This window comes from Desulfonatronovibrio magnus (genome assembly GCF_000934755.1).
Classification (GTDB): domain Bacteria; phylum Desulfobacterota; class Desulfovibrionia; order Desulfovibrionales; family Desulfonatronovibrionaceae; genus Desulfonatronovibrio; species Desulfonatronovibrio magnus.
On record NZ_JYNP01000036.1, the window covers coordinates 44,403 to 64,086 of the forward strand.

Consider the following 19,684-nt stretch of genomic DNA (forward strand, 5'->3'; position numbering starts at 1 on the left):
TTTTCAATTCATTTGAATTATTTTCGAGATTGAATGCCGGACTGTCACCGGGATATTAACAGATTTTGAAATGAATACACATAGCAAGTCTGCTATGGAACAGGTTCGAAGCCTTTAGAGGGGTGGTGCAATAGTCACCAGTACCCGCATGTCGGTTGTGGCTCTTATGCCATGCGGTTCGGCAATATCGCATACCAGGATATCCCCGGTTTCAGCTGGAAGGGTTTTGTCCGCAGCGAGATATTCGCCTTTTCCTTCCAGCACCTGAATGCTCAATTCTCCTTCAAGCTCATGAGAATGAATGGGAAGTTCCTGACCAGCCTTAAAATTAAAGTTAATAATTCTGAAATATGGGCTGTCATGTACCAGTAATTTTTTCATGGCCTTTTCGCTAAAGCTTCCTTCCTTAAAGATATTCATTGTTTTCATGTCTTTTCTCCTTTTTTAAATTGTTTGTGAAATAGTTGCTTTTTTCTTGCTGTTCGACTTTGTGCCCGAGGTTGTTGATGCGTAAACATGGCACACACATAGCCATTAAGTTTTGAAGCTGCATTGACTTGGGTCAAATTTAGTGACTTACTGCATTATCCATTTACTCACAGGTTCGGTCCCGGTCCTCCCCGGTGAAGTTCTTTTAACTCTCAATTGGAGATATTTTAAAATGGAAAATCAATCGAAATCAAGCTTGTGGTCCAAAGGCAAAAGTTTAGTCTCCAGAAGAGACTTTATAAAAAAACAGGGTAAGGCAGCGCTTTTTGCAGCAGCAGTGGCAAAAGCAGGCTTTATTTTCCCCTCTTCAATCAAAGCACAGGACAGACCTGAAATTGCTGTTGCGAGAGGAGGGCCTGACGTGGCTGCAAGGGCTGCTGTGGATATTCTTGGAGGAATGGCCCATTATGTTAAACCTGGAGACAAGGTTGTCATCAAGCCCAATATGAGTTTTGCACACCCTCCAGAAAGGGCGACCAATACTCATCCCGATGTGGTGAAGGCTCTTGCCATGATGTGTGTGGAAGCAGGCGCTGCAAGCGTTATGATTCTGGATAATCCTCTTCAGGGTGCAGAGTTATGCTTAGAGCGATCAGGCATACAGGAAGCCTGTAGCTCTGTGCCTCAGACTTCGGTTCACACATTCACATCCAATCGTTTTTTTACTACAGTTGATCTTGATCAGGGCCAAACCATGAAGCAGACTGATGTTATGAACCCGGTTCTTGATGCCGACGTACTCATTGCAGCTCCGGTAGCCAAGTCTCATTCCGGTACAGGCGTGAGTTTGAGCATGAAAGGGATGATGGGTTTGATAAGGGATCGAGGCATAATGCATCGCAGGTTTAATCTGAGCTCGGCAATTGTTGATCTGTGTACTTTTTTGAAAGCCGACCTGACAATTATTGATGCAACCAGGGTGCTGGCAAGTCATGGTCCGTTCGGGCCCGGGGAAGTCATTCAGGGCAACAGGGTGGTTGCGTCTACTGATATGGTTTCAGCAGATGCCATGGTGGTGAATATGTTTCCCTGGTATGGAAGGGATATCATGCCGGAAAACGTTGCTCATATACTTGAGGCTCACAATAGAGGTCTGGGCAGGATGGACATAGAAAACCTGACTGTAACCACTGTGGATGCCTGATGAATTTCAGGGTAATTTCTCAAGGCATATGTCTGATTTTCTTTCTTTATCTTCTTTTTCAAGCTGCTTTTCCATTATCATCATTTTTCCCGGCTGATACTTTTCTAAGGCTTGACCCATTAATATCACTGGGAACTATGATCTCATCGAGAGCCTGGATATGGTCCCTTTTTCCCGGGTTTATCATTCTTGGTCTGACACTGATTCTTGGCAGGTTTTTTTGTGGGTATGTCTGCCCCATGGGAACCACCATAGATTTAAGTGACAGGCTTTTCAAAATCCGGTCCGGCAGCAAAAGACTGAAAAATGAGCAGAGAGCAAGCCTTTTAAAGCTGAAATTCTATGTCTTGTTTTTTATCCTTGGAGCTGGAATTCTGAGCATTTCATGGGTTTTTTCAGCTGCCCCGCTTTCTCTGATAACCAGACTGTATGGACTTATCATTTATCCAGTTCTGATATTCGTGACTGACATTTTTCTTGATCTGACCATGCCTTTCAGCATGATGCTCGGGTTAGATTTTTTGACCTATGCCGAACCTCAGGTCTTACGTTTTGCCACCCAATGGTTCATTGCTGCATTTTTTGGCAGTGTAATGCTGCTGGTGTATTTTTCTCCAAGATTCTGGTGCAGATATTTGTGCCCTTCCGGAGCAATGATGGCGCTTCTTGGCAGGAAGCCTCTGATTCGCAGGCATGTAAGTTCTGAATGCACACATTGCGGAATGTGCGAAAAAAAATGCCCCATGAATGCCATCCAGAATGATCCTTTTCAAACTGTTTATCAGGAATGTATAGTTTGTCAGACCTGTGTCAGGGTATGCCCGGAACAGGCTGTAAATTTCAAGCCTGGATGGAAATCCGATATTATTGCAGACAGAGATTTTATACCTTCTCGAAGAAGGGTGATTGCAGCCGCAGCAGTGGGTGCTGGATCAGCAATTATTGCTCATACTGGAATAGCTGCAGTCAAAAATGATTTGGTTCCAGGCAACATAATGCCGCATAGCCTCATTCGTCCGCCAGGTGCTGTACTGGAGCGTGACTTTCAGTCCAGATGCGTAAGGTGTGGGTTATGTATGAAAGCCTGTCCCACTAATACCTTGCAGCCTGTCTGGCTTGAGGCAGGCTTAGATGGTATTTTCAGTCCCAAAATGCTTCCAAGAAGAGGGCCTTGTGAGGTTATGTGTAATGTCTGTGGTCACGTTTGTCCCACAGGTGCGATTCGAGCCTTGTCTCTTGAGGAAAAAATGTGGGCCAGAGTTGGAACTTCATATGTGATCCCCTATAAATGTCTGGCCTGGGAATGGGACAGGGAATGTCTGGTTTGCTATGAGGTTTGCCCATACGCCGCCATTGAGCTTAAGAGAGTTGATTCCAGGTCCGTGCCGGTACCATATGTTTTACCCAATAAATGCAGTGGATGCGGAGCATGTGAATACCATTGTCCTGTTCAGGCCGGTTCTGCCATCATTGTTGAACCCATGGAGGCTCTCAGGATGAACACAGGGTCATATATCGAGACCGGAAGGGCCATTGGAATGGACCTGGAGGCTGATCCGGACCGGCAGAGAAGACCACCTGATTACCTCTTTGACCCGCAGGGTCCGGGGGACTTGCCTCCTGGTTTCAGTTTCTGAAGAGGATTGTATTCATCCACTTTCAAAAACAGGCTGTCCTCACAGCAGGTTGAATAGGTATAATTTTTTTGGTAAAAATTGATCACTGCAGACAGCTTCTTCGATATGACATGGCTAAGAACAGAGCAAACAAAGCAGCTCCCACTCCGATTAGCACATCATAATATTCCGGAGCTGTCAGACTCAATCTCATGAGCAGTGTTGAAACTGCAAATCCGGAATTTCTGAATATATCCTGAAAACTCGGGAAAAAACTGTGAGAAATGAGTACCAGTAGAATGTCGCTGAATACCAGAATGGTATAAAATTCAGCAAAAAATTCAATGTGATCATGTTCTCCCACAACTGAAGAAACATTGTAAGCTACAAGCAAGGTAAACACCACAAGCAGCATGATGGCCACCATCTTTTTAGCTCCCACAAACATGAAAAGAACTGCCCCGGATCCTGCTTCCTCCCGTTTGACCTGCTGTTTGTAATAAATGCTGAGCAGGACAAAAATTATCAGTGCTCCGAGGCCGTAGGCACCTATTCTTAATACTGCATCCATTTGCCCGGCAAGTTTGATGGGTTCTGAAAAATGAATGAGCTCTTTAAAAGCATTACGCAGGAAAATTAACGCCAGGATTTCAAACTGCTTTCCGACTGCTCTGGAAACCGAGCAAGGCAGGATAAAAATCAGGCTGATAACTTCAGTCAAAAGCAGGAGAGTAAATGCCAGGTGAACTGCATAAAAAGGATTGGTAGGGATATGCTGAGCCAGACTTTCAGGCAGAAGACCTGTCCTGTTTAATTCTATCCCTGTCAGGCTAATCAGAAAAACACTGATGAGTGTCCATGTAACCAGGCGCTGGGTAGTCTTATGTTCCCAATAGTAATGGAGTGGGTCATAAATGTGATGTACTTTTTCAATAATTATGCTCAATTATCAACCCTTATATGTTCGGGTTTGGAGCTGTTAGCTTTGCTGATCAACATCTATAAGTAATTGCGACCAAATACTTAACAAATAAATACAGAGACTTATCATTTTTTGTTTTGTAGTAACTGCTCATCACACTTGCTATAAGACTATTAAAATGCCCTGGATTCCGGCTTTCTCCGGAATGCCGGTAAAGAGTAAAATCTGCTTTAACCGTCACCCCGGTCCCGGAACGAGTTTGGGATGACGGATCCTGGGGCCTGTAGTTGCATTTCGATTTACAAGCTCCTCACCCGGACGGCCCGGGACTGAACTTGTGAGTAACTTGAAATAGCCTCAACACGAGATTGCTTCGCTTCGCTCGCAACAAGGATTGCCGCGCTCGAAGACTCGCTCGCAATGACACCTGAGCTGACAGGGATGTGGTAGCTGAAAACCTGTCACCCACGAGGGAGCCTAAGCGACCGAAGCAATCTGTATCGTAAAACCGTAATGCTCTGAATTTATTGCATATACGTTTGTAGTTACTTAGAAGCTCCTCACCTGGGCGGCCCGGGACCGAACTTGTGAGTAACTTTATGACTCTGTCACTTTTCGGGAAATTGGGACAGTCCCCGCGAGGTACTATAAAAAAGTTTGATGCTGCATTGGTCCCTGGAAGAAATTGGCTTTATTGACAAAATTTACACAGCGAGGGACAGTCCCTGTGCCAGGCTCAAAGTTCCCATCTTTGACGGAACTTTGCTGGCAAATGTGCATGAATCATAAGCAAAAATTGTAAAAATGTGAAAACTGTAAACATCTGATTTTATTATCAAAACGATTGTAGTTACTTAGAAGCTCTTCACCTGGGCGGCCCGGGACCGAACTTGTGAGTAACTTTATGACTCTGTCACTTTTCGGGAAATTGGGACAGTCCCCGCGAGGTACTATAAAAAAGTTTGATGCTGCATTGGTCCCTGGAAGAAATTTGCTTTGATGAAAAAATCTACACAGCGAGGGACAGTCCCTGTGCCAAGTGCAAAGTTCCCATCTTTGACGGAACTTTGCTGGCAAATGTGCATGAATCATAAGCAAAAATTGTAAAAATGTGAAAACTGTAAACATCCGATTTTATTAGCAATACGATTCCAGTAACTTATAAACAGGCAGATGAATGGTGAACAATAACAAGTTACAATGCCAGGCTGATAAGGCCTGTGTTAATACTCAATTCCTTTCTGAGCTCGGATATTTTTCTGAAAGTGATGTTTTCTTTCTTCAATTTCTGAGACCATGTCTGCCTGGGAGCAGAGCCATTCAGGGGCATCCCGACCTGATAAAACCAGATTAGCATTATGTTCTCTGGCTTTTTGGATCAGACCCATTATTTCATCCTTAGAGATGAGCTCCATGTTCAAAGCATATACAGCTTCATCCAGAATGAGCATTTCACAATGATTCTCAAATTGATGTTCGGCCCATTCTATTAGCTGAAGGGCACCTTCTCTGTGTTTTGGCCAGTCATTTTTGTTTCTGTAAAACCCCTTGCCAGAAGCAAGGAAATTACTTCCCAATATATTTTTGAGAATTTTTTGCTCACCCGCCTGACCATCACGTTTGAGAAACTGACCAAAAGCGACCTTGAGTCCGGCTCCATGCCCCCTGATAGCCTGTCCAGTGCAAGCACTTGTCTTGCCTTTGCCGTTGCCGGTGTATACCATGATCAGGCTTTGTCTTTGAGATTCTTCTCCCATTGTCTTGCCTCTTTAATAATTATTTCTTCATCAGGAACTTTTCTGTTTTGCATAAGTATTTTACCGTTGCAAATGGTGGTATCTATGCATTCGCTGGATGCTGAGTATACAAGGTTTGATACTAAATCGTGGCCGGGTATTAGAGAGTAGTGGTTAAGGTTAACTAAGATGCAGTCTGCCAGCATGCCGGTTTCAATCCTGCCCACGTCCATGTCTAATGCTTTTGCGCCATTTACAGTAGCGCACTCAAGGGCTTGCTGAGCGGAAAATAATGTTGGATCTGAGTATACACTTTCTAAGTGATCTCTAAGATTGCTTTCCATTATTTTGGACGTAAATACGCACGTATCAAAGCTGGAAGCCTTGGCCTGGAGAGCGGCCACTTTCATCTCTTCAAGCATGTCGAGATTGTTATTGGATGAACAACCATCTGTACCGAGAGCAATGCAGACTCCGCGATTAGAAATCTCGCGAAAGGGAAATACCCCGGATCCAAGTTTCATATTGGAAACCGGGTTGTGCACAACTTTTACCTCACGCTCAGCCAGCAGATCCATCTCATGATCATTAACCCAGATTGAGTGACAGGCCAGACAGTTGGGCCCAAGAAGACCAATGCTTTCTAAGTATTCTACAGGTCTTTTGCCTGTGGCTGCTATACAGTCCGCGACCTCTTTTCGTGTTTCTGCAACGTGAATGTGAATCAGAAGATTGTTATCAGCAGCAAAGTCTTTGAGCCAGCGCAGGGAATCTCTGGAAACAGTGTAGACTGCATGAGGACCGAGAGTGAAGGTGATGCGGTCATGTTTCTGTGTTTCTTTATAAAATTTTCTTGTTCTGGAGCGGAACTTTTTGGCTTTTTCCGGGTCATTGAAGTCCACAAATACTGTAGACAAAAAAGCCCTGATACCCATTTCAGAAACAGCCTGCATAGTAGCGGGCATGTGCCAGTACATGTCGCAAAACATGGTTGTCCCGGTTTTTATCATTTCCAGACATGCCAGGCGTGATCCGATGTAAATGTCTTCATAACGCAATTTTGATTCAAAGGGCCAGATATAGTTTTGCAGCCAGTTAAAGAGCTCCATATCATCAGCATATCCACGAAGCAAAGTCATGGCTGCGTGGGTATGCGCATTGATGAAGGATGGAAAAATGGCCATATCCCGGCCGTCAATGACATCGTCAGCATCTAACTGCAGCTCAGGTCCTATGCTGTGGAAGCGGTTGCCCTGAATGTAAATGTCCTGGATTTCATCCTTAAACAGGATGTTTTTGATAAGTATACTCATGCCAATAAAGCTTAACTGTTAATCTAATGTTTTGTTGAATATGATAAGCAATCCGAACCCTTGCGTCTCACCTGTTTTCTTGATGAATATTCTAACAGGTTGAGCAGTTGCCTCCGGAGCAACCGGAGCAGGGGCTTGATCCACCAGAAGATGGTGCTGAGGCAGTAGGGCTTCCGGAAACTATGGGACCACCTGTTTTGAATTTGCATGCAGACATGAGCTTGGCTACGCGGTCAGATCCGCAGTCAGGGCAGTTCACAGGATCAGATTCACGAAAAACCAGTTCTTCAAACTCAGTCGAACATTTATTGCAGCAAAATTCATGTATGGGCATGTGAAATTCTCCTAATAATTTGTATGTATTGATGATATTAGTAACTTACCGTTTCAATCCTGTAGAAAAAAACAATAAATTGTTATCAGTTAATTGTTGAAGAACAAAAGCCTGAATTCACTGCCTTACCCTGATAACAATTAACAAATAACGAATAACAGATAACAGATAACAGATAACTGAGTCGTGAACAAAGCCCGCTTTAATCCAGATACTCTTTAAGCTCGTCAACTGCCTCAAAAAGATAGTGATCTACAAGCCTGCATAACAGATGACCGGCAGTTATCTGTACTTCCTGAATAATGGGTGTTGATTTATGCTTGACATGCAGTACATAATTGCAGTGCCCCTTCATATCCCCTCCGGTTTTACCCAGTATGCCTACGGTAACTATTTTCATCTCAGAGGCCTGGATCAGTGCATTGGTTAAGTTGGGGCTGTTGCCGGATGTGGAGATGCAGAACAAAACATCTCCGGCCTGTCCCAGGGCCTTTACCTGCTTGGAAAAAACCTGGTCAAAGGCATAATCATTACTGATGGAGGTCAGAATGGATGTGTCTGTTGTCAGGGCAATGGCTGGCAGGGGAGGGCGTTCCAGCATGAATCTGTTGACAAATTCAGCAGCGAGATGTTGTGCATCGGCTGCGCTGCCGCCATTACCGCAAAATAACAGCTTTCCTCCTGCAGCAAGGCAGGCTGAGGATATCTTGGCAATAGTAGTCAGTTTCTCTTTGTTGGCTTCAAAAAAAGCTTCTCTGACTCGGGCCCCTTCCTTGGAATGTTCTGTAATAATTTTCAGGCCGTTATCTGTCATCAAAAAAACCTCTTCATATCTTGAGGGTTCATGGTTACTTGTTCCTGGTTCTTGGTTCCTGGTTCCTTGTTGGATGAAATAGAAAGGCAGTATTACGCGCTTCTAAGTAACTACAATCATTTTGATAATAAAATCAGACTCTTACAGTTTTCATGATTTGCAATTTTTGCTTATGATTCATGCACATTTGCCAGAAAAGTTTCGTCAAAGATGGGAGCTTTGCGCCAGGCACAGGGACTGTCCCTCGCTGTGTAAATTTTTTCATTAAAGCAAAATTCATCCAGGAACCAATGGAGCATCAGTCTTGTTTGTAGCACCTCGCGGGGACTGTCCCAATTTCCAGAAAAGTGACAGAGTCTTAAAGTTACTCACAAGTTCGGTCCGGGGCCGCCCGGGTGAGGGGCTTCTAAAAAAATCGATTGGAGACAGTCACCTCTGCCAGCTTAGAGCTGCAAAACAGCTGGACTGTCCGACAGCAAAAGAGCCAGTGCCATTTCAGCAAATTCGTTACGCTCCTCACAATATTGATGTTGCTGCCTGCATTGCTTATAGGTCTACAATCCAGTCAGGTCAATTGTTAAGCCGATCAAAAATTTTATAAAGCAAGGTCTTTTCTTTTAATTTGTTTTCATTTAACTTTAAAGAACAGGGGCTTGGCAAAGCAAAAACAATTGTAACACTTTAGCGACATTTTGTGTAAATTATTGCCTCCAGCACTGGGGACAGGCACTTTTGCCGATCTCAAACCACAAAACAGCCGGACTATCCGGCGGCAAAACAGCCAGTCCCCTGCAAGCATAAATAAAGTGTCGCCATAGTGATAAAGGGGAAATATAAATGCCAGAGCTGCGAGAAAGAGGTGTACCTGTTGAAGGCAGTTGCGTGGTGCTGATTGGGATGCCCGGTTCGGGCAAATCCACCATAGGCAGGGAACTATCCGCAATAACCGGCATGGCCTGGGTTGATACTGATTTTTTAATGGAGGCCTGGTGGGGAATGCCTTTGCAGGCCATAAGGGACAAGCTTGGCCTGGATGGTTTTTTACAGGCTGAAGAAGAACTGGTTTCCAGTTTAAAATTTTTTATGAGCATTATTTCCACCGGGGGGAGTGTTATATATAGTTCTAAGGCTATGGAACATTTGCAAAAAGTTGGCAGGATTGTATATCTTGAGGTTGATTTAAATACAGTTCGGACCCGGCTGACAGACGAAAACTCCCGTGGCCTGGCCAAGAGGCAGGGACAGAAGATTGATGATATATTTGAAGAGCGAATTCCATTATATGAAAGTTACGCCCAGTTGACAGTAAATACTGTTGACAATACACCTCAATTAAGTGCGTCTCTTATTGCTGACTGGATGAAAGATAAAGGCATGATCCCGTTGACCTGCAAAGAAGACCAGACTGCCTGAGATGGAAGTCTTTACAGGGAATTAATAAATCACTGAACAGTCAAAAGCTGGAACCAGGAACGAAGAACAGCGGTGAAGCCGCATAACGAAGAACCAGGAACCAAAGCTATCAAAGGATAATGAAAAAGAAAATTAAGAAATTAATGCCCAGGGTGGTTTTTAAAAGACTTGAAACATTGTATCAGCAAATGGAAAACTCTTACAGTCAGGTGGCTGCTGATATAGGTTTTTCCTGTAAAGGGTGTCCGGATAATTGTTGTACCAGCTTTTTCCAGCACCATACCAGAGTGGAATGGGCATACTTTATTCGCGGATTAAACCAGTGTCAGGATGAGATGCGCCAGAAAATCATCAGTCGGGCTCAGGATTATGTTCAACAGGCAAAACAGGAAACAGCACTGGGCAGAACTCCCAATATCATGTGTCCAGTCAATGAGGATGGTCTGTGTGTACTATATTCTCACAGGCTGATGATTTGTCGAATGCATGGAGTGCCTACAGTGCATGTTCGGCCTGATGGCCGGAGACTGGAGTTTCCGGGATGTTTCAGGGCTCAGGAAAGTATAGAGGGAATGTCTGATTATCCCAGGACTGATCGCACCAGGTTTTATATGGAGCTTGCAGTTCTGGAGCAGGGGTTTGTGGGGCCAAAAATTTCTTCTTTACCGAGGGTTAACTTAACTCTGGCTGAGATGATTGTTGCCGGACCACCACGAATGGTTTCAAATTAGAAATTTAGAAAAATACATACAGAAAAGGGCCGCAAGCAGGGCCTTGCCTGAATAAAGTTTATGCGGAGGATAATATAATGAGAAGACTGGCTTTGTTTTTGTTAATAGTATTTTTACTTGTGGGTTGTTCGCACTTAAGTGTCAGGCATTTGGCTAAAAATCCTTTTCAGCTTAATGAAACCAATCACTTGAGTATGCGATACTGGAATTTTGAATACATGACAGTGGTGGACAATGGAGATTATATTGTCAGGGGCGTGGCCATGCCCAAGACCAGTGTCATCCCCGGGTGGGCGGAGTGGCTGCACGATTTCTGGATTTCAGTTTACCTGAGCGATGAAAAAGGTGTTGTACTGGCAAAGGATCTTAAGGTTTTTCCCACACAAAAGCTTGACCGGGTACATGGAGTAAATTTTGAATTTCAGATGGAGCCTGAAAAGATGCCTTCATCTCAGGATACTTATCTGACCTTTGGGTACAGGATGCGGATGACTGAGAGTCAGTTTCACAGTCCGGAAACAGACAGGCCTTTAACAGGTGACAAGAGTGTTTTTTTTGCCAGTGAAGGTGCCCTGGCCAGGTAGATAGTTTCCATCCTGAAAGTCTTTCTTTCCGGATGTTGTAGCTATTGGTTTTCTTTACGGAAAAAAAACTTTTCCGGATGAAAATTAGTAACTTATTCCTGAAACCCTGTCATAAAAAACAAGAAACTTTGAACCGCAAAGGCGCGAAGGACTCAAAGTTAAAGACAATAAAGAAGATGTTTTTTTGAAAACCGAACATCGGTTTTCAAAAAGGCTGGCTTTTCATTTGCTGCCTGCCTTGTTAAACAGACGTACTCTCCGTCGCAGACGGGTTTAACTGGGTTCCTCGGCAAATGAAAAAAATTCTTTCTTCCTTTGCGCCCTTTGCCTGCCCGGTTAAACAACGCTGAAAGCGTTCCTGCGCAGCAGGGTTTAACTGGGCGTCTTGAGTGAGTCTTCCAACGGGCGGTTAAAATCTCTTTTTTTTGGGTTGCGGGTACAGCCCGCGTTAGTAACTTACACCTGGAACCCTGTCATAAAAAACAAGAAATTGTTATCAGTTAATAGTTAATAGTTAATTGTTAATTGTTGAAGAACAAAAGCCTGAATTCACTGCCTTACACTGATAACAGATAACAGATAACAGATAACAGATAACTGGGTTGCGGGTACAGCCCGCGTTAGATATAGATTGTTATCAAAACCGTGGCCACATTTGTGACCACGGTTTTTTTACGGCATAACCCGCATAATGTAGCTTTTTTCCGGGACAAGATAAGTCTGGGCAATCATCTTGAGATCCTCAGGAGATACATTTCTGACTTCTCGAGTCATCTCAAGGTTATAGTCAAGATCAAGGCCCTGAACCAGAAGTGACGAGGCTTCATTTGCCCTGCTGCTGATGGTTTGTCGTTGGCGATGATACTCTCCATAAAGGAGGTTTGCCGCCCTGGTTACTTCCAGATCATCCATATAATCTTTGCGCAATTGATGAACCACTCTTTCAAAACCATCTAAAGCCTTATCTGCCTTGTCAGGGCTGGTGCCAATATAAAAGGCAATAAAGCCTGTTTCATTGGATTGCCATAACATGGAAGTAACAGAGTAGGCCAGACCTTCCTGATCCCTCAGTTCCCTGAAAAGAATCCCTCCCTGACCTGCAAGCACCCGGTTGAGCACGTTGACAGCCGGAGAGTGATCATCAACCCTGCCCGGAACTGGAAATACCTTGAGCAGATGGACCTGATTCCTGTCAACCAGCTGAATGTCTCTGATTTTATCCGTGGACCATAAAAAATCAGGGGTGGGCTGTTCTGGTTTGGTATCAATTGTTTTCAAGTTTTTGATGAGCCTGTCCACAGCATCCTGATCAATCTTTCCGCATACTGAAATCACATAGGGCATGGACCGCTGCTTTTTCCAATAGTTTGAAGTCATATCAGATGAAGCAGTGCTTAAAAAATCTTCGGTTCCCAGTTGAAGGTAGCTGTACGATCCAGAAGAAAATAGAAATGGAAACAGGTGGCGGAAAGCGTACCCAAGAGGTCTGTCCTCCTGCCTTTTTATGGCTGACTGCTGGTCACTTACAGCCCTTTGCAATTCATCCTGGCCAAAAGTCGGTTCCAGAATAACATCACTTATCAAATCCACAATATCATGACTGAAAGTATAGGGGAATCGTGCTGAAACTGAAAAACTGGTTCTGCCTGCGCTGGCACTTACAAATGAAGCACGGTCGCGCAAAAATTGCTGAATGTCCTGAAATGATCTTTGCCGGGTTTCCCGGGTGAGGGTTCGGGCTGTAAGCTCTGGCAGGCCCTGCATGTCCCGGGTAATTAAAGAACTGCTTCCCGGCCATGAGATATGGATTGAGGTGTGGGGCAGGGTGTGGTCATGCAAAAGTACCAGTTGCCTGCCTTTTCCAAGATCAATAGTCTCGGTTTTATCATGAGGTTCAGCTTTTAGATCTGCTTGAGCAGTTGCTGCCTGGGTGTCCTGCAGGGATTTGGATAGTATTTCCCGGGTGATGGAAGCGCTGTCCGGGACTACGGCTGAAACAAAAATCAGTCGCGGATCTAAGTAGTGCCCAACAACCCGGTGCAGTTCATCTCGATTGACATTTTTCAGGGCACGCAGATATTTTTGCTCAGCAATGGGGTCTCTTTCAAATAACAGTGTGAAGCCCCGATCACTTGCTTTGCCGCCAAGAGTTTCATGTGCTCTATGGCTTCGTTCTTCAAGGTTGATGATGGCCCTGTTGATCTGGCGCTCAGTAAAATCATCCGGATTAATGGAGGCAATGTGGGTAATAAACTGCTGGTGAAAGGATTGCAGGTTATCATGCGCAAGCTGGACACTGAAATAGAGAAGACCTGTTCTTTGCAATGAAAAAACACCAGCGGAAATATCATTCACCAGGCCTTTTTCATATTTAAACGTATTGTAAAGTTTAGATGTGCTGTCCCCGCCAAGAAGGTAAGCCAGAACATCTAAGGCTGCAGCATCAGGCGAGCCAATGGGAGCAGCAGGTAAAGCAGCGGCAAAATAGGCCTTGGACCAGGGGCCTTTGCTTAACACAACTCTGTCAGCAGGGTCGGGGTCGGATGACACAGGGATTTCAATAGGAGAAGGCAGAGTTATGGTCCAGGAGTTAAGAGAATCCTGAAAAGCGTCCATTGTTTCCTGCAAGACAAGTTCTGGGTCAATATCTCCAGCTATGGCAAGAACCATGTTGCCTGGCTGGTAAGTGCGGGCGTGATAATTAATTATTTGATCTCTTGTGAAATCCTCTACTGTCTCCTTGAAGCCGAGGATAGGGTGGGAGTAAACTGTGTCCTGAAAAATCAGGGACTGAATGCCGCGGAAAACCAGTCTGCCCGGCTCATCGAGAGACCGGTCAATTTCAGAAAGAACTACAAGTTTTTCTCTGCTGATTTCATCCTGGTCAAAGGTGGAACCAAATACCATATCCTGCAGAACATCAATACCGAGACGCCATTGATCAGCCGGGAGCTCAATGGTATAAACAGTATAGTCAAAGCTGGTGGCCGCATTTAGATATCCTCCGGCCTTTTCAATTTCTGCAGCTGCCTGCCCGGGCCTGCGTTTGTCGGATCCCTTGAAGACCATATGTTCTAAAAAGTGGCTGATGCCCTCCTCGCCTGGCTTTTCAGAGGACGACCCTGTTCTTACATAGAGACGCAAGGATACTAAAGGAAAACGCTGATCCTGTTCCAGGACAATTTCAAGTCCATTGGGAAGAATGTGAAATTTCTGAGCCTGGGCCATATTGATTCCTGTTTGGGTTAGGGTGAAGATAAGCAGACATTTCAGTATAAAAAATATTTTTTTCATGCTCATAAGATCTCTCTTTGCTGTAGTTGCGCAAAACCTGTCACCCACGAGGGAGCCGTAGCGACGGGAACAATCTGTACAAAAGCTAACCAGGCGCCTTACTTTTTTTCCTCATTGAATCTTTCTAACATTTCAATATCAAAAGCAGGGTTAAGCAGTTCGTCATCCACCTTGTCAGGATTATCAGAGTGCAGTCTGACAATATTATGCAGATGATAAAAGCTGCTTTCATCCATCTTGACAAAATCAAAGGCAGTACCTCTTTCATTGTTTGCAGCGACAATAGCGTCAATATTGATATTGATGCCTGATGTCAGGCGAAGGCTAAGTGAGCAGGGTGCGCCGACATCCAACTCCGGTCGGGAAACAGCCAGCAGGCCTTTGAGGCTTATGTCCTTAGTCACAGAAGTGAGTCGCAGGTTATTGTGGACAATTACCAGGGGTACCATAACTCCAACTCTTGAGCGCTTTCGTTTTTCGCTTTCCATGATTTTTATCCTGTATTGGCATTATTAATTCTTGCAGCGTTAAAGATTATTGGTGTTGCAAATTACAGCTTCAAGGTGTAACGTTGATTGAGTAAGAGGTTGCCGCGCCTGCCCTGATTTTAATAACTGGGATTTATGACAATATTGAATCATGGATCCCGGGCGGTTTGCAGGCGTTTAATATACAATTTTGCCGTGTTGCCATGAGTCTAAGTCAAGCTCATAAATCTTTCAAGGGGGGAGTTTTATGGATCCTTCAGGTCTGATACCTGTAGCGGATACCATCCCTACACACTGGGGATGGTTTTATTTTTTTCTTTTGTTAACCTTTATTCTCCATCTTTTACTAATGAATGTCATGCTTGGTTCAGGGATCATATCTCTTGTAAAGCATATCAGAAAAGGTGGCAGCGCCAGTTGCCCGGTGTGTAAGGATATTTCTCTCAAACTGCCTTATAAGATAGCCTTTACCATAAATTTTGGAGTTGCCCCCCTGCTTTTTCTGCAGGTGCTTTACGGGCAGTTCATATATGTCAGTTCGATTATGATGGCAGTTTACTGGCTCAGCGTTGTGGGTATACTGGTGATCATGTACTACAGCGCATATATTTATGACTTTAAGTACGATCAATGGCCAAACCTGAGAATCTACTTTGTCGGCCTTATGGTTGCGCTGGCATTGATCATCGCTTTTTTCTTTTCCAACAACATGACCCTCATGCTCAGTCCTGAAAAATGGACCGGATTTTTTGATAACCGTTCCGGAACCATGTTAAACTTGAGCGATCCCACCCTGATTCCAAGATATCTTCACTTTGTTGTAGCCTCCATTGCTGTGGGCGGTTTATTTATGGCCATTACATGGAAATTCAAGCAGAGCCCCAAAGCTGCTGAATACATAGAAGAAGGTATGAAATGGTTCAGTTACGCCACTCTGGCTCAGATAGTAATCGGCATCTGGTTTCTTATAAGTCTGCCTCAAGATATAATGCTTCTTTTCATGGGAGGGAAGGCTCTGAATACAGCTATTTTCCTGCTGGGTCTTTCAGGAGTGGCCATGATTCTGGTGTTCAGCTTCAAGAAAATGGTGTGGGCCACTACAGCAGGCCTTGTCATGACCATAATCTTTATGGTGCTGATGCGCGATATGGTCAGAAGCGCGTACCTTGGCGGATACTATCATCCCTCTGAGAGGGTTGTTGTCCCGGAATACGCTCCTTTGTTTATTTTTCTTGTGGTGTTTGTAATCGGTATCGGCGCAGTATTTTATATGCTGAAGCTGGCTTTTGAAGCCGGGAAGGAGGCATAAATGAATTATCCAGTATGGGAATTATATACTCTTGGAGGCGGTTTCTGGATTGCCATTATCGCTGTTCTGCATGTATTTGTGGCGCATTTTGCCATTGGCGGCGGTTTATTTCTGGTCCTGACTGAAAAAAAGGCCTACCGGGAAAACTCTCCCCAAATTCTTGAATATACCAAAAAGCACGCCAAATTTTTCATGCTTCTGACACTGGTCTTTGGTGCAGTCAGTGGTGTGGGAATATGGTTTGCCATATCATTAATCAGTCCTGCTGCCACTTCAAGGCTTATTCATGTCTTTGTTTATTTCTGGGCAATAGAATGGGTCTTTTTCATGGCAGAGATTATTGCCATTTTTGTATATTATTACACGTTCGGCAAGATGCAGCGTGACAAACACCTGTTAATGGGGTGGCTGTATTTCTTTTTTGCCTGGATGTCTCTGTTTATGATTAATGGTATAATCGCCTTTATGCTTTCGCCTGGAGCCTGGCTTGAAACAGGTAATGTCTGGCATGCCTTTTTTAATCCTACTTTCTGGCCCGCTTTGTTTTTCAGAACCTTTATAGCCCTTATGCTCGCTGGTCTTTACGGATTTGTTACTGCTTCATGGATCAAGGATCAGGATTTCAGGGAAAAGATGGTTCGCTACTGTGCCAAGTGGCTGCTATTGCCCTTTATCTTTCTGATTCTTTCCGGACTATGGTATCTGTCTGCCGTGCCTGAAGGTGCCAAGGCCATGATTCTTGGCCGTTCGCCCGAGATTGTACCTTTCTTAAAGGCTTTCATCTGGCTTTCAGCAATCATTGTAATGGGCGGTCTTTTATTTTCCATTCGCATGCCGGGAACCATCAAACGTCCGGTAGCGTTTGTCCTTCTTTTTATAGGTCTTCTTTATATGGGCAGCTTTGAGTGGATGCGGGAAGCCGGTCGAAGGCCCTATGTAATTTATGAGCTTATGTATTCCAACTCCATACCTGTGGAAATGGAACAGGAGATAAACGAGAGGGGAATATTGCCATTGGCCAAATGGGTCAAACACAAAGAAATTACACCGGAGAACATGACAGCAGCAGGGCATGAGATTTTCAATCTGCAATGCATAAGTTGTCACAGCCTTGATGGTCCTTTGAATGACATACGTCCCATTACAGCCAAGTTTGGCCTGTATGGCATGGATTCCGTGCTCAACGGCATGGGTAAACTGTATGATTACATGCCGCGTTTTATGGGGACAAGAGAGGAAAGGCTGGCCCTGGCTCACTTTATTGTGGAGGATATTCACGGCAAGGAAATAACCGGATCGCAGCCTGCTGAGATACCTCAGTTTGAGTTTGAGATTCCTCCTTTTGATCCGGAAACAGATGAGTATGTTCTGCTGGCCTGGAACAATCTCGGGCTCAAGTGCATAACTGATTGTGATGATTACTGGTCCATGCTGCCTCCGGGAAATACTCTGTACGCTCAACTTGTGCGCAGGGATTTCTTTCCTGAGATTGTCATGGATGATGTGGTTATAACCTACAGGGTACAGGAAGGGTTTGAAAATCCTGCCAATCATGTATCATTCTGGGATAATGCGGAATCATTGCTGGGCCGCCCCCTTGAGGTGAATACCGGTGGCAGTGGACTGGGATTGCAGGGTGAATTCACCTTGAACGAGGACCTGCTGACCTATATTGCCGGGGGTATACCTGTCTTGCCATACTCTGATGACGGCAGCATCAATCCTTATCCTTTTTTCCACATTGAAGCATGGGATAAAAACACAGGTGAACTTCTGGCCACGACCAAGACAGTTGCACCTGTAGCAGCGGAAATGGGATGCAATACCTGCCATGGAGGAGAATGGCGTGTACAGGATACAATGGGTATTTCCGCAGTTACTGCTTCGGATGTACTCAGACTGCACGATAAAAGAAACAAAACCGATCTCATGGAGAGGGCAGAAGCCGGTAATCCTGTTTTGTGTCAGAGTTGTCATCCTGACCCACTGCTCAATGCTGTGGGAGATCCGGAACTCCTGAACCTGCCTGCGGCAATACATGGCTTTCACGTCAACTACCTGACCGACCGTGAAGGTCCGGAAACCTGCAACACCTGTCACCCCAGTGATCCTGACGGCTATACAGACTGCAAACGCGGAGTACATGCCACAACTGTCAAGCTGGATTGTACTTATTGTCACGGCACTCTTGAAGATCATTCCCTGTCTCTTCTCAAGGGAGAATACGAGCTGGGTAAAACAGAAAAGGCAGGAAGGCTCATGAAACATATTGAGCCCAGACTGGTAAGTTCTATTGATGAGATTAACGCCAGAACACCCTGGGATCAGCAGCCGGATTGCCTCACCTGTCATCAGGACTTTGGTCAGCCTGAAAATCATGAAGTTCGCGCTTTTAATGTCTGGAACGAGCATGTGGGAGAGCTTTACAGACTGCGTCATGATAATGTCGGACTTATGTGTCAGTCATGTCATGGAGCCACACATGCAGAGTATCCTGCGGTCAACCAGTTCGGCAAGGACAGGGATAATGTCCAGCCAATGCAGTATCAGGGAGAGCCTTATGCCATCGGTGCCAACAACAATTGTGCTGTCTGTCATATTCAGGATATGGACTTTGAGGCCCACCATCCCAACATACTGGAAGGTACAAGAAACAGGCGAGATTAAGATTAACTCTTAAACGCATTAAAGGAGAGCATGGTAATATAAATCATGCTCTCCACAAGCATAAACTGACTGTTTTTTGATCCCATATTCATCCCGGGAGGTGATCTGCTCCATGCCCTTAACTATGAAAAACAGTTTCAGGAGGAACTGATGAACGGACTGCTCATTCGTTGGCTTATACTGACTCTTTCCATAATGCTTTGTGCTTACCTGATTGACGGAATTGTTGTACAAAGCTTCTTTTCAGCCTTTGTTGCTGCTGCTTTCCTCGGTATTCTCAACGCCTTGCTCAGACCTTTACTGATTCTTATTACACTGCCCATTACCATCCTTACAATGGGTCTTTTCACTTTTGTCATCAATGCTGTTCTTCTGCTTATGGTATCGGGTGTGGTTAGCGGGCTTGAGATTCAGGGTTTCTGGTCTGCTCTCGGCGGAGCCCTGATTATTGCATTAATCAGCTGGCTGTCATTCATTTTTATCAGCGATAGAGGCCGGGTAGAGTATATCGAGCTTAAACGGCGTGGAAACAAGTGGGAGTAACCTTACCGAAAACCTCATTGATTATGAGGAGGATGGTCCTTTCTTATCAGTAACTTACCATTTCAATCCTGTAGAATAAAACAAGAAATTTTTATAACCTTCTAAGTAACTACAAACGTATATGCAATAAATTCAAAGCATTACGGTTTTACGATACAGATTGCTTCGGTCGCTCAGGCTCACTCGTGGGTGACAGGTTTTCAGCTACCACATCCCTGTCAGCTCAGGTGTCATTGCGAGCGAGTCTTTTTACCTCGTTGAATACACGCAGTGTAGGCGCAGCCATT

The 19,684-nt window shown here is 44.7% G+C and carries 16 protein-coding genes; 8 read left to right on the forward strand and 8 right to left on the reverse strand.

Features of this window, described 5'->3' with window-relative positions; genetic code table 11:
* Positions 1-114: 114 nt before the first annotated feature.
* Positions 115-429, reverse strand: coding sequence for a cupin domain-containing protein (locus LZ23_RS04900; protein ID WP_045212092.1), 315 nt, complete (start codon positions 427-429; stop codon positions 115-117).
* Between the two features lie 232 nt (positions 430-661).
* Here LZ23_RS04900 and LZ23_RS04905 point away from each other — a divergent pair, with 232 nt between their 5' ends.
* Both LZ23_RS04905 and LZ23_RS04910 read left to right on the forward strand, forming a co-directional pair.
* Positions 662-1,633: a DUF362 domain-containing protein gene (locus LZ23_RS04905; RefSeq protein ID WP_045212093.1), complete on the forward strand. Its 972-nt coding sequence runs from the start codon at positions 662-664 to the stop codon at positions 1,631-1,633.
* A complete protein-coding gene (locus tag LZ23_RS04910; RefSeq protein ID WP_052507124.1) occupies positions 1,633-3,270 on the forward strand; it encodes a 4Fe-4S binding protein in 1,638 nt (545 codons plus the stop codon). The genes LZ23_RS04905 and LZ23_RS04910 overlap by 1 nt, the downstream gene beginning before the upstream one ends.
* An 82-nt stretch (positions 3,271-3,352) precedes the next feature.
* Here the strand turns inward: LZ23_RS04910 and LZ23_RS04915 are convergent, their stop codons facing one another.
* From LZ23_RS04915 to LZ23_RS04935, 5 genes are all read right to left on the reverse strand, one after another.
* Positions 3,353-4,195: a hypothetical protein gene (locus LZ23_RS04915; RefSeq protein ID WP_045212095.1), complete on the reverse strand. Its 843-nt coding sequence runs from the start codon at positions 4,193-4,195 to the stop codon at positions 3,353-3,355.
* Positions 4,196-5,394: 1,199 nt separating this feature from the next.
* On the reverse strand, positions 5,395-5,928 hold the full coding sequence (locus LZ23_RS04920; RefSeq protein ID WP_232300410.1) for a cob(I)yrinic acid a,c-diamide adenosyltransferase: 534 nt from the start codon (positions 5,926-5,928) through the stop codon (positions 5,395-5,397).
* Positions 5,898-7,220 (reverse strand): amidohydrolase, encoded by a 1,323-nt coding sequence (locus LZ23_RS04925; RefSeq protein WP_045212097.1) that lies wholly within the window; start codon positions 7,218-7,220, stop codon positions 5,898-5,900. The genes LZ23_RS04920 and LZ23_RS04925 overlap by 31 nt, the downstream gene beginning before the upstream one ends.
* A 91-nt stretch (positions 7,221-7,311) precedes the next feature.
* On the reverse strand, positions 7,312-7,554 hold the full coding sequence (locus tag LZ23_RS04930; RefSeq protein ID WP_045212099.1) for an FmdB family zinc ribbon protein: 243 nt from the start codon (positions 7,552-7,554) through the stop codon (positions 7,312-7,314).
* Positions 7,555-7,756: 202 nt separating this feature from the next.
* Positions 7,757-8,368: a D-sedoheptulose 7-phosphate isomerase gene (locus LZ23_RS04935; protein WP_045212100.1), complete on the reverse strand. Its 612-nt coding sequence runs from the start codon at positions 8,366-8,368 to the stop codon at positions 7,757-7,759.
* 837 nt (positions 8,369-9,205) lie between these two features.
* On the opposite strand from LZ23_RS04935, the gene thrB reads away from it, so the two are divergent.
* The 3 genes from thrB (at position 9,206) to LZ23_RS22330 (ending at position 11,096) form a co-directional block, all read left to right on the forward strand.
* Positions 9,206-9,781: a homoserine kinase gene (gene thrB, locus LZ23_RS04940; RefSeq protein WP_045212102.1), complete on the forward strand. Its 576-nt coding sequence runs from the start codon at positions 9,206-9,208 to the stop codon at positions 9,779-9,781.
* Between the two features lie 119 nt (positions 9,782-9,900).
* Positions 9,901-10,512 (forward strand): hypothetical protein, encoded by a 612-nt coding sequence (locus LZ23_RS04945; RefSeq protein ID WP_045212104.1) that lies wholly within the window; start codon positions 9,901-9,903, stop codon positions 10,510-10,512.
* A 77-nt stretch (positions 10,513-10,589) separates the two neighbouring features.
* The gene (locus LZ23_RS22330; protein WP_052507125.1) at positions 10,590-11,096 is read left to right on the forward strand and encodes a hypothetical protein; all 507 of its coding nucleotides are present in this window, start codon (positions 10,590-10,592) and stop codon (positions 11,094-11,096) included.
* A 672-nt stretch (positions 11,097-11,768) separates the two neighbouring features.
* Here the strand turns inward: LZ23_RS22330 and LZ23_RS04960 are convergent.
* Entirely contained in the window at positions 11,769-14,396 is a 2,628-nt protein-coding gene (locus tag LZ23_RS04960) for a M16 family metallopeptidase (RefSeq protein ID WP_052507126.1), read from the reverse strand.
* Positions 14,397-14,488: 92 nt separating this feature from the next.
* Positions 14,489-14,878 carry a PilZ domain-containing protein gene (locus LZ23_RS04965; RefSeq protein WP_045212108.1) on the reverse strand — a complete coding sequence of 130 codons (390 nt, stop codon included), beginning with the start codon at positions 14,876-14,878 and terminating at the stop codon, positions 14,489-14,491.
* Between the two features lie 247 nt (positions 14,879-15,125).
* Between LZ23_RS04965 and LZ23_RS04970 the strand changes: the two genes are divergently transcribed.
* The 3 genes from LZ23_RS04970 to LZ23_RS04980 all read left to right on the forward strand — a co-directional run bounded on the left by LZ23_RS04970 (position 15,126) and on the right by LZ23_RS04980 (position 19,397).
* Positions 15,126-16,187 carry a hypothetical protein gene (locus LZ23_RS04970; RefSeq protein WP_045212110.1) on the forward strand — a complete coding sequence of 354 codons (1,062 nt, stop codon included), beginning with the start codon at positions 15,126-15,128 and terminating at the stop codon, positions 16,185-16,187.
* Positions 16,188-18,854 carry a cytochrome ubiquinol oxidase subunit I gene (locus LZ23_RS04975; RefSeq protein WP_045212112.1) on the forward strand — a complete coding sequence of 889 codons (2,667 nt, stop codon included), beginning with the start codon at positions 16,188-16,190 and terminating at the stop codon, positions 18,852-18,854. It abuts the gene before it with no gap.
* Positions 18,855-19,004: 150 nt separating this feature from the next.
* Complete coding sequence (locus tag LZ23_RS04980) at positions 19,005-19,397, forward strand: phage holin family protein (RefSeq protein WP_045212114.1); 393 nt, start codon at positions 19,005-19,007, stop codon at positions 19,395-19,397.
* Positions 19,398-19,684: the final 287 nt, after the last annotated feature.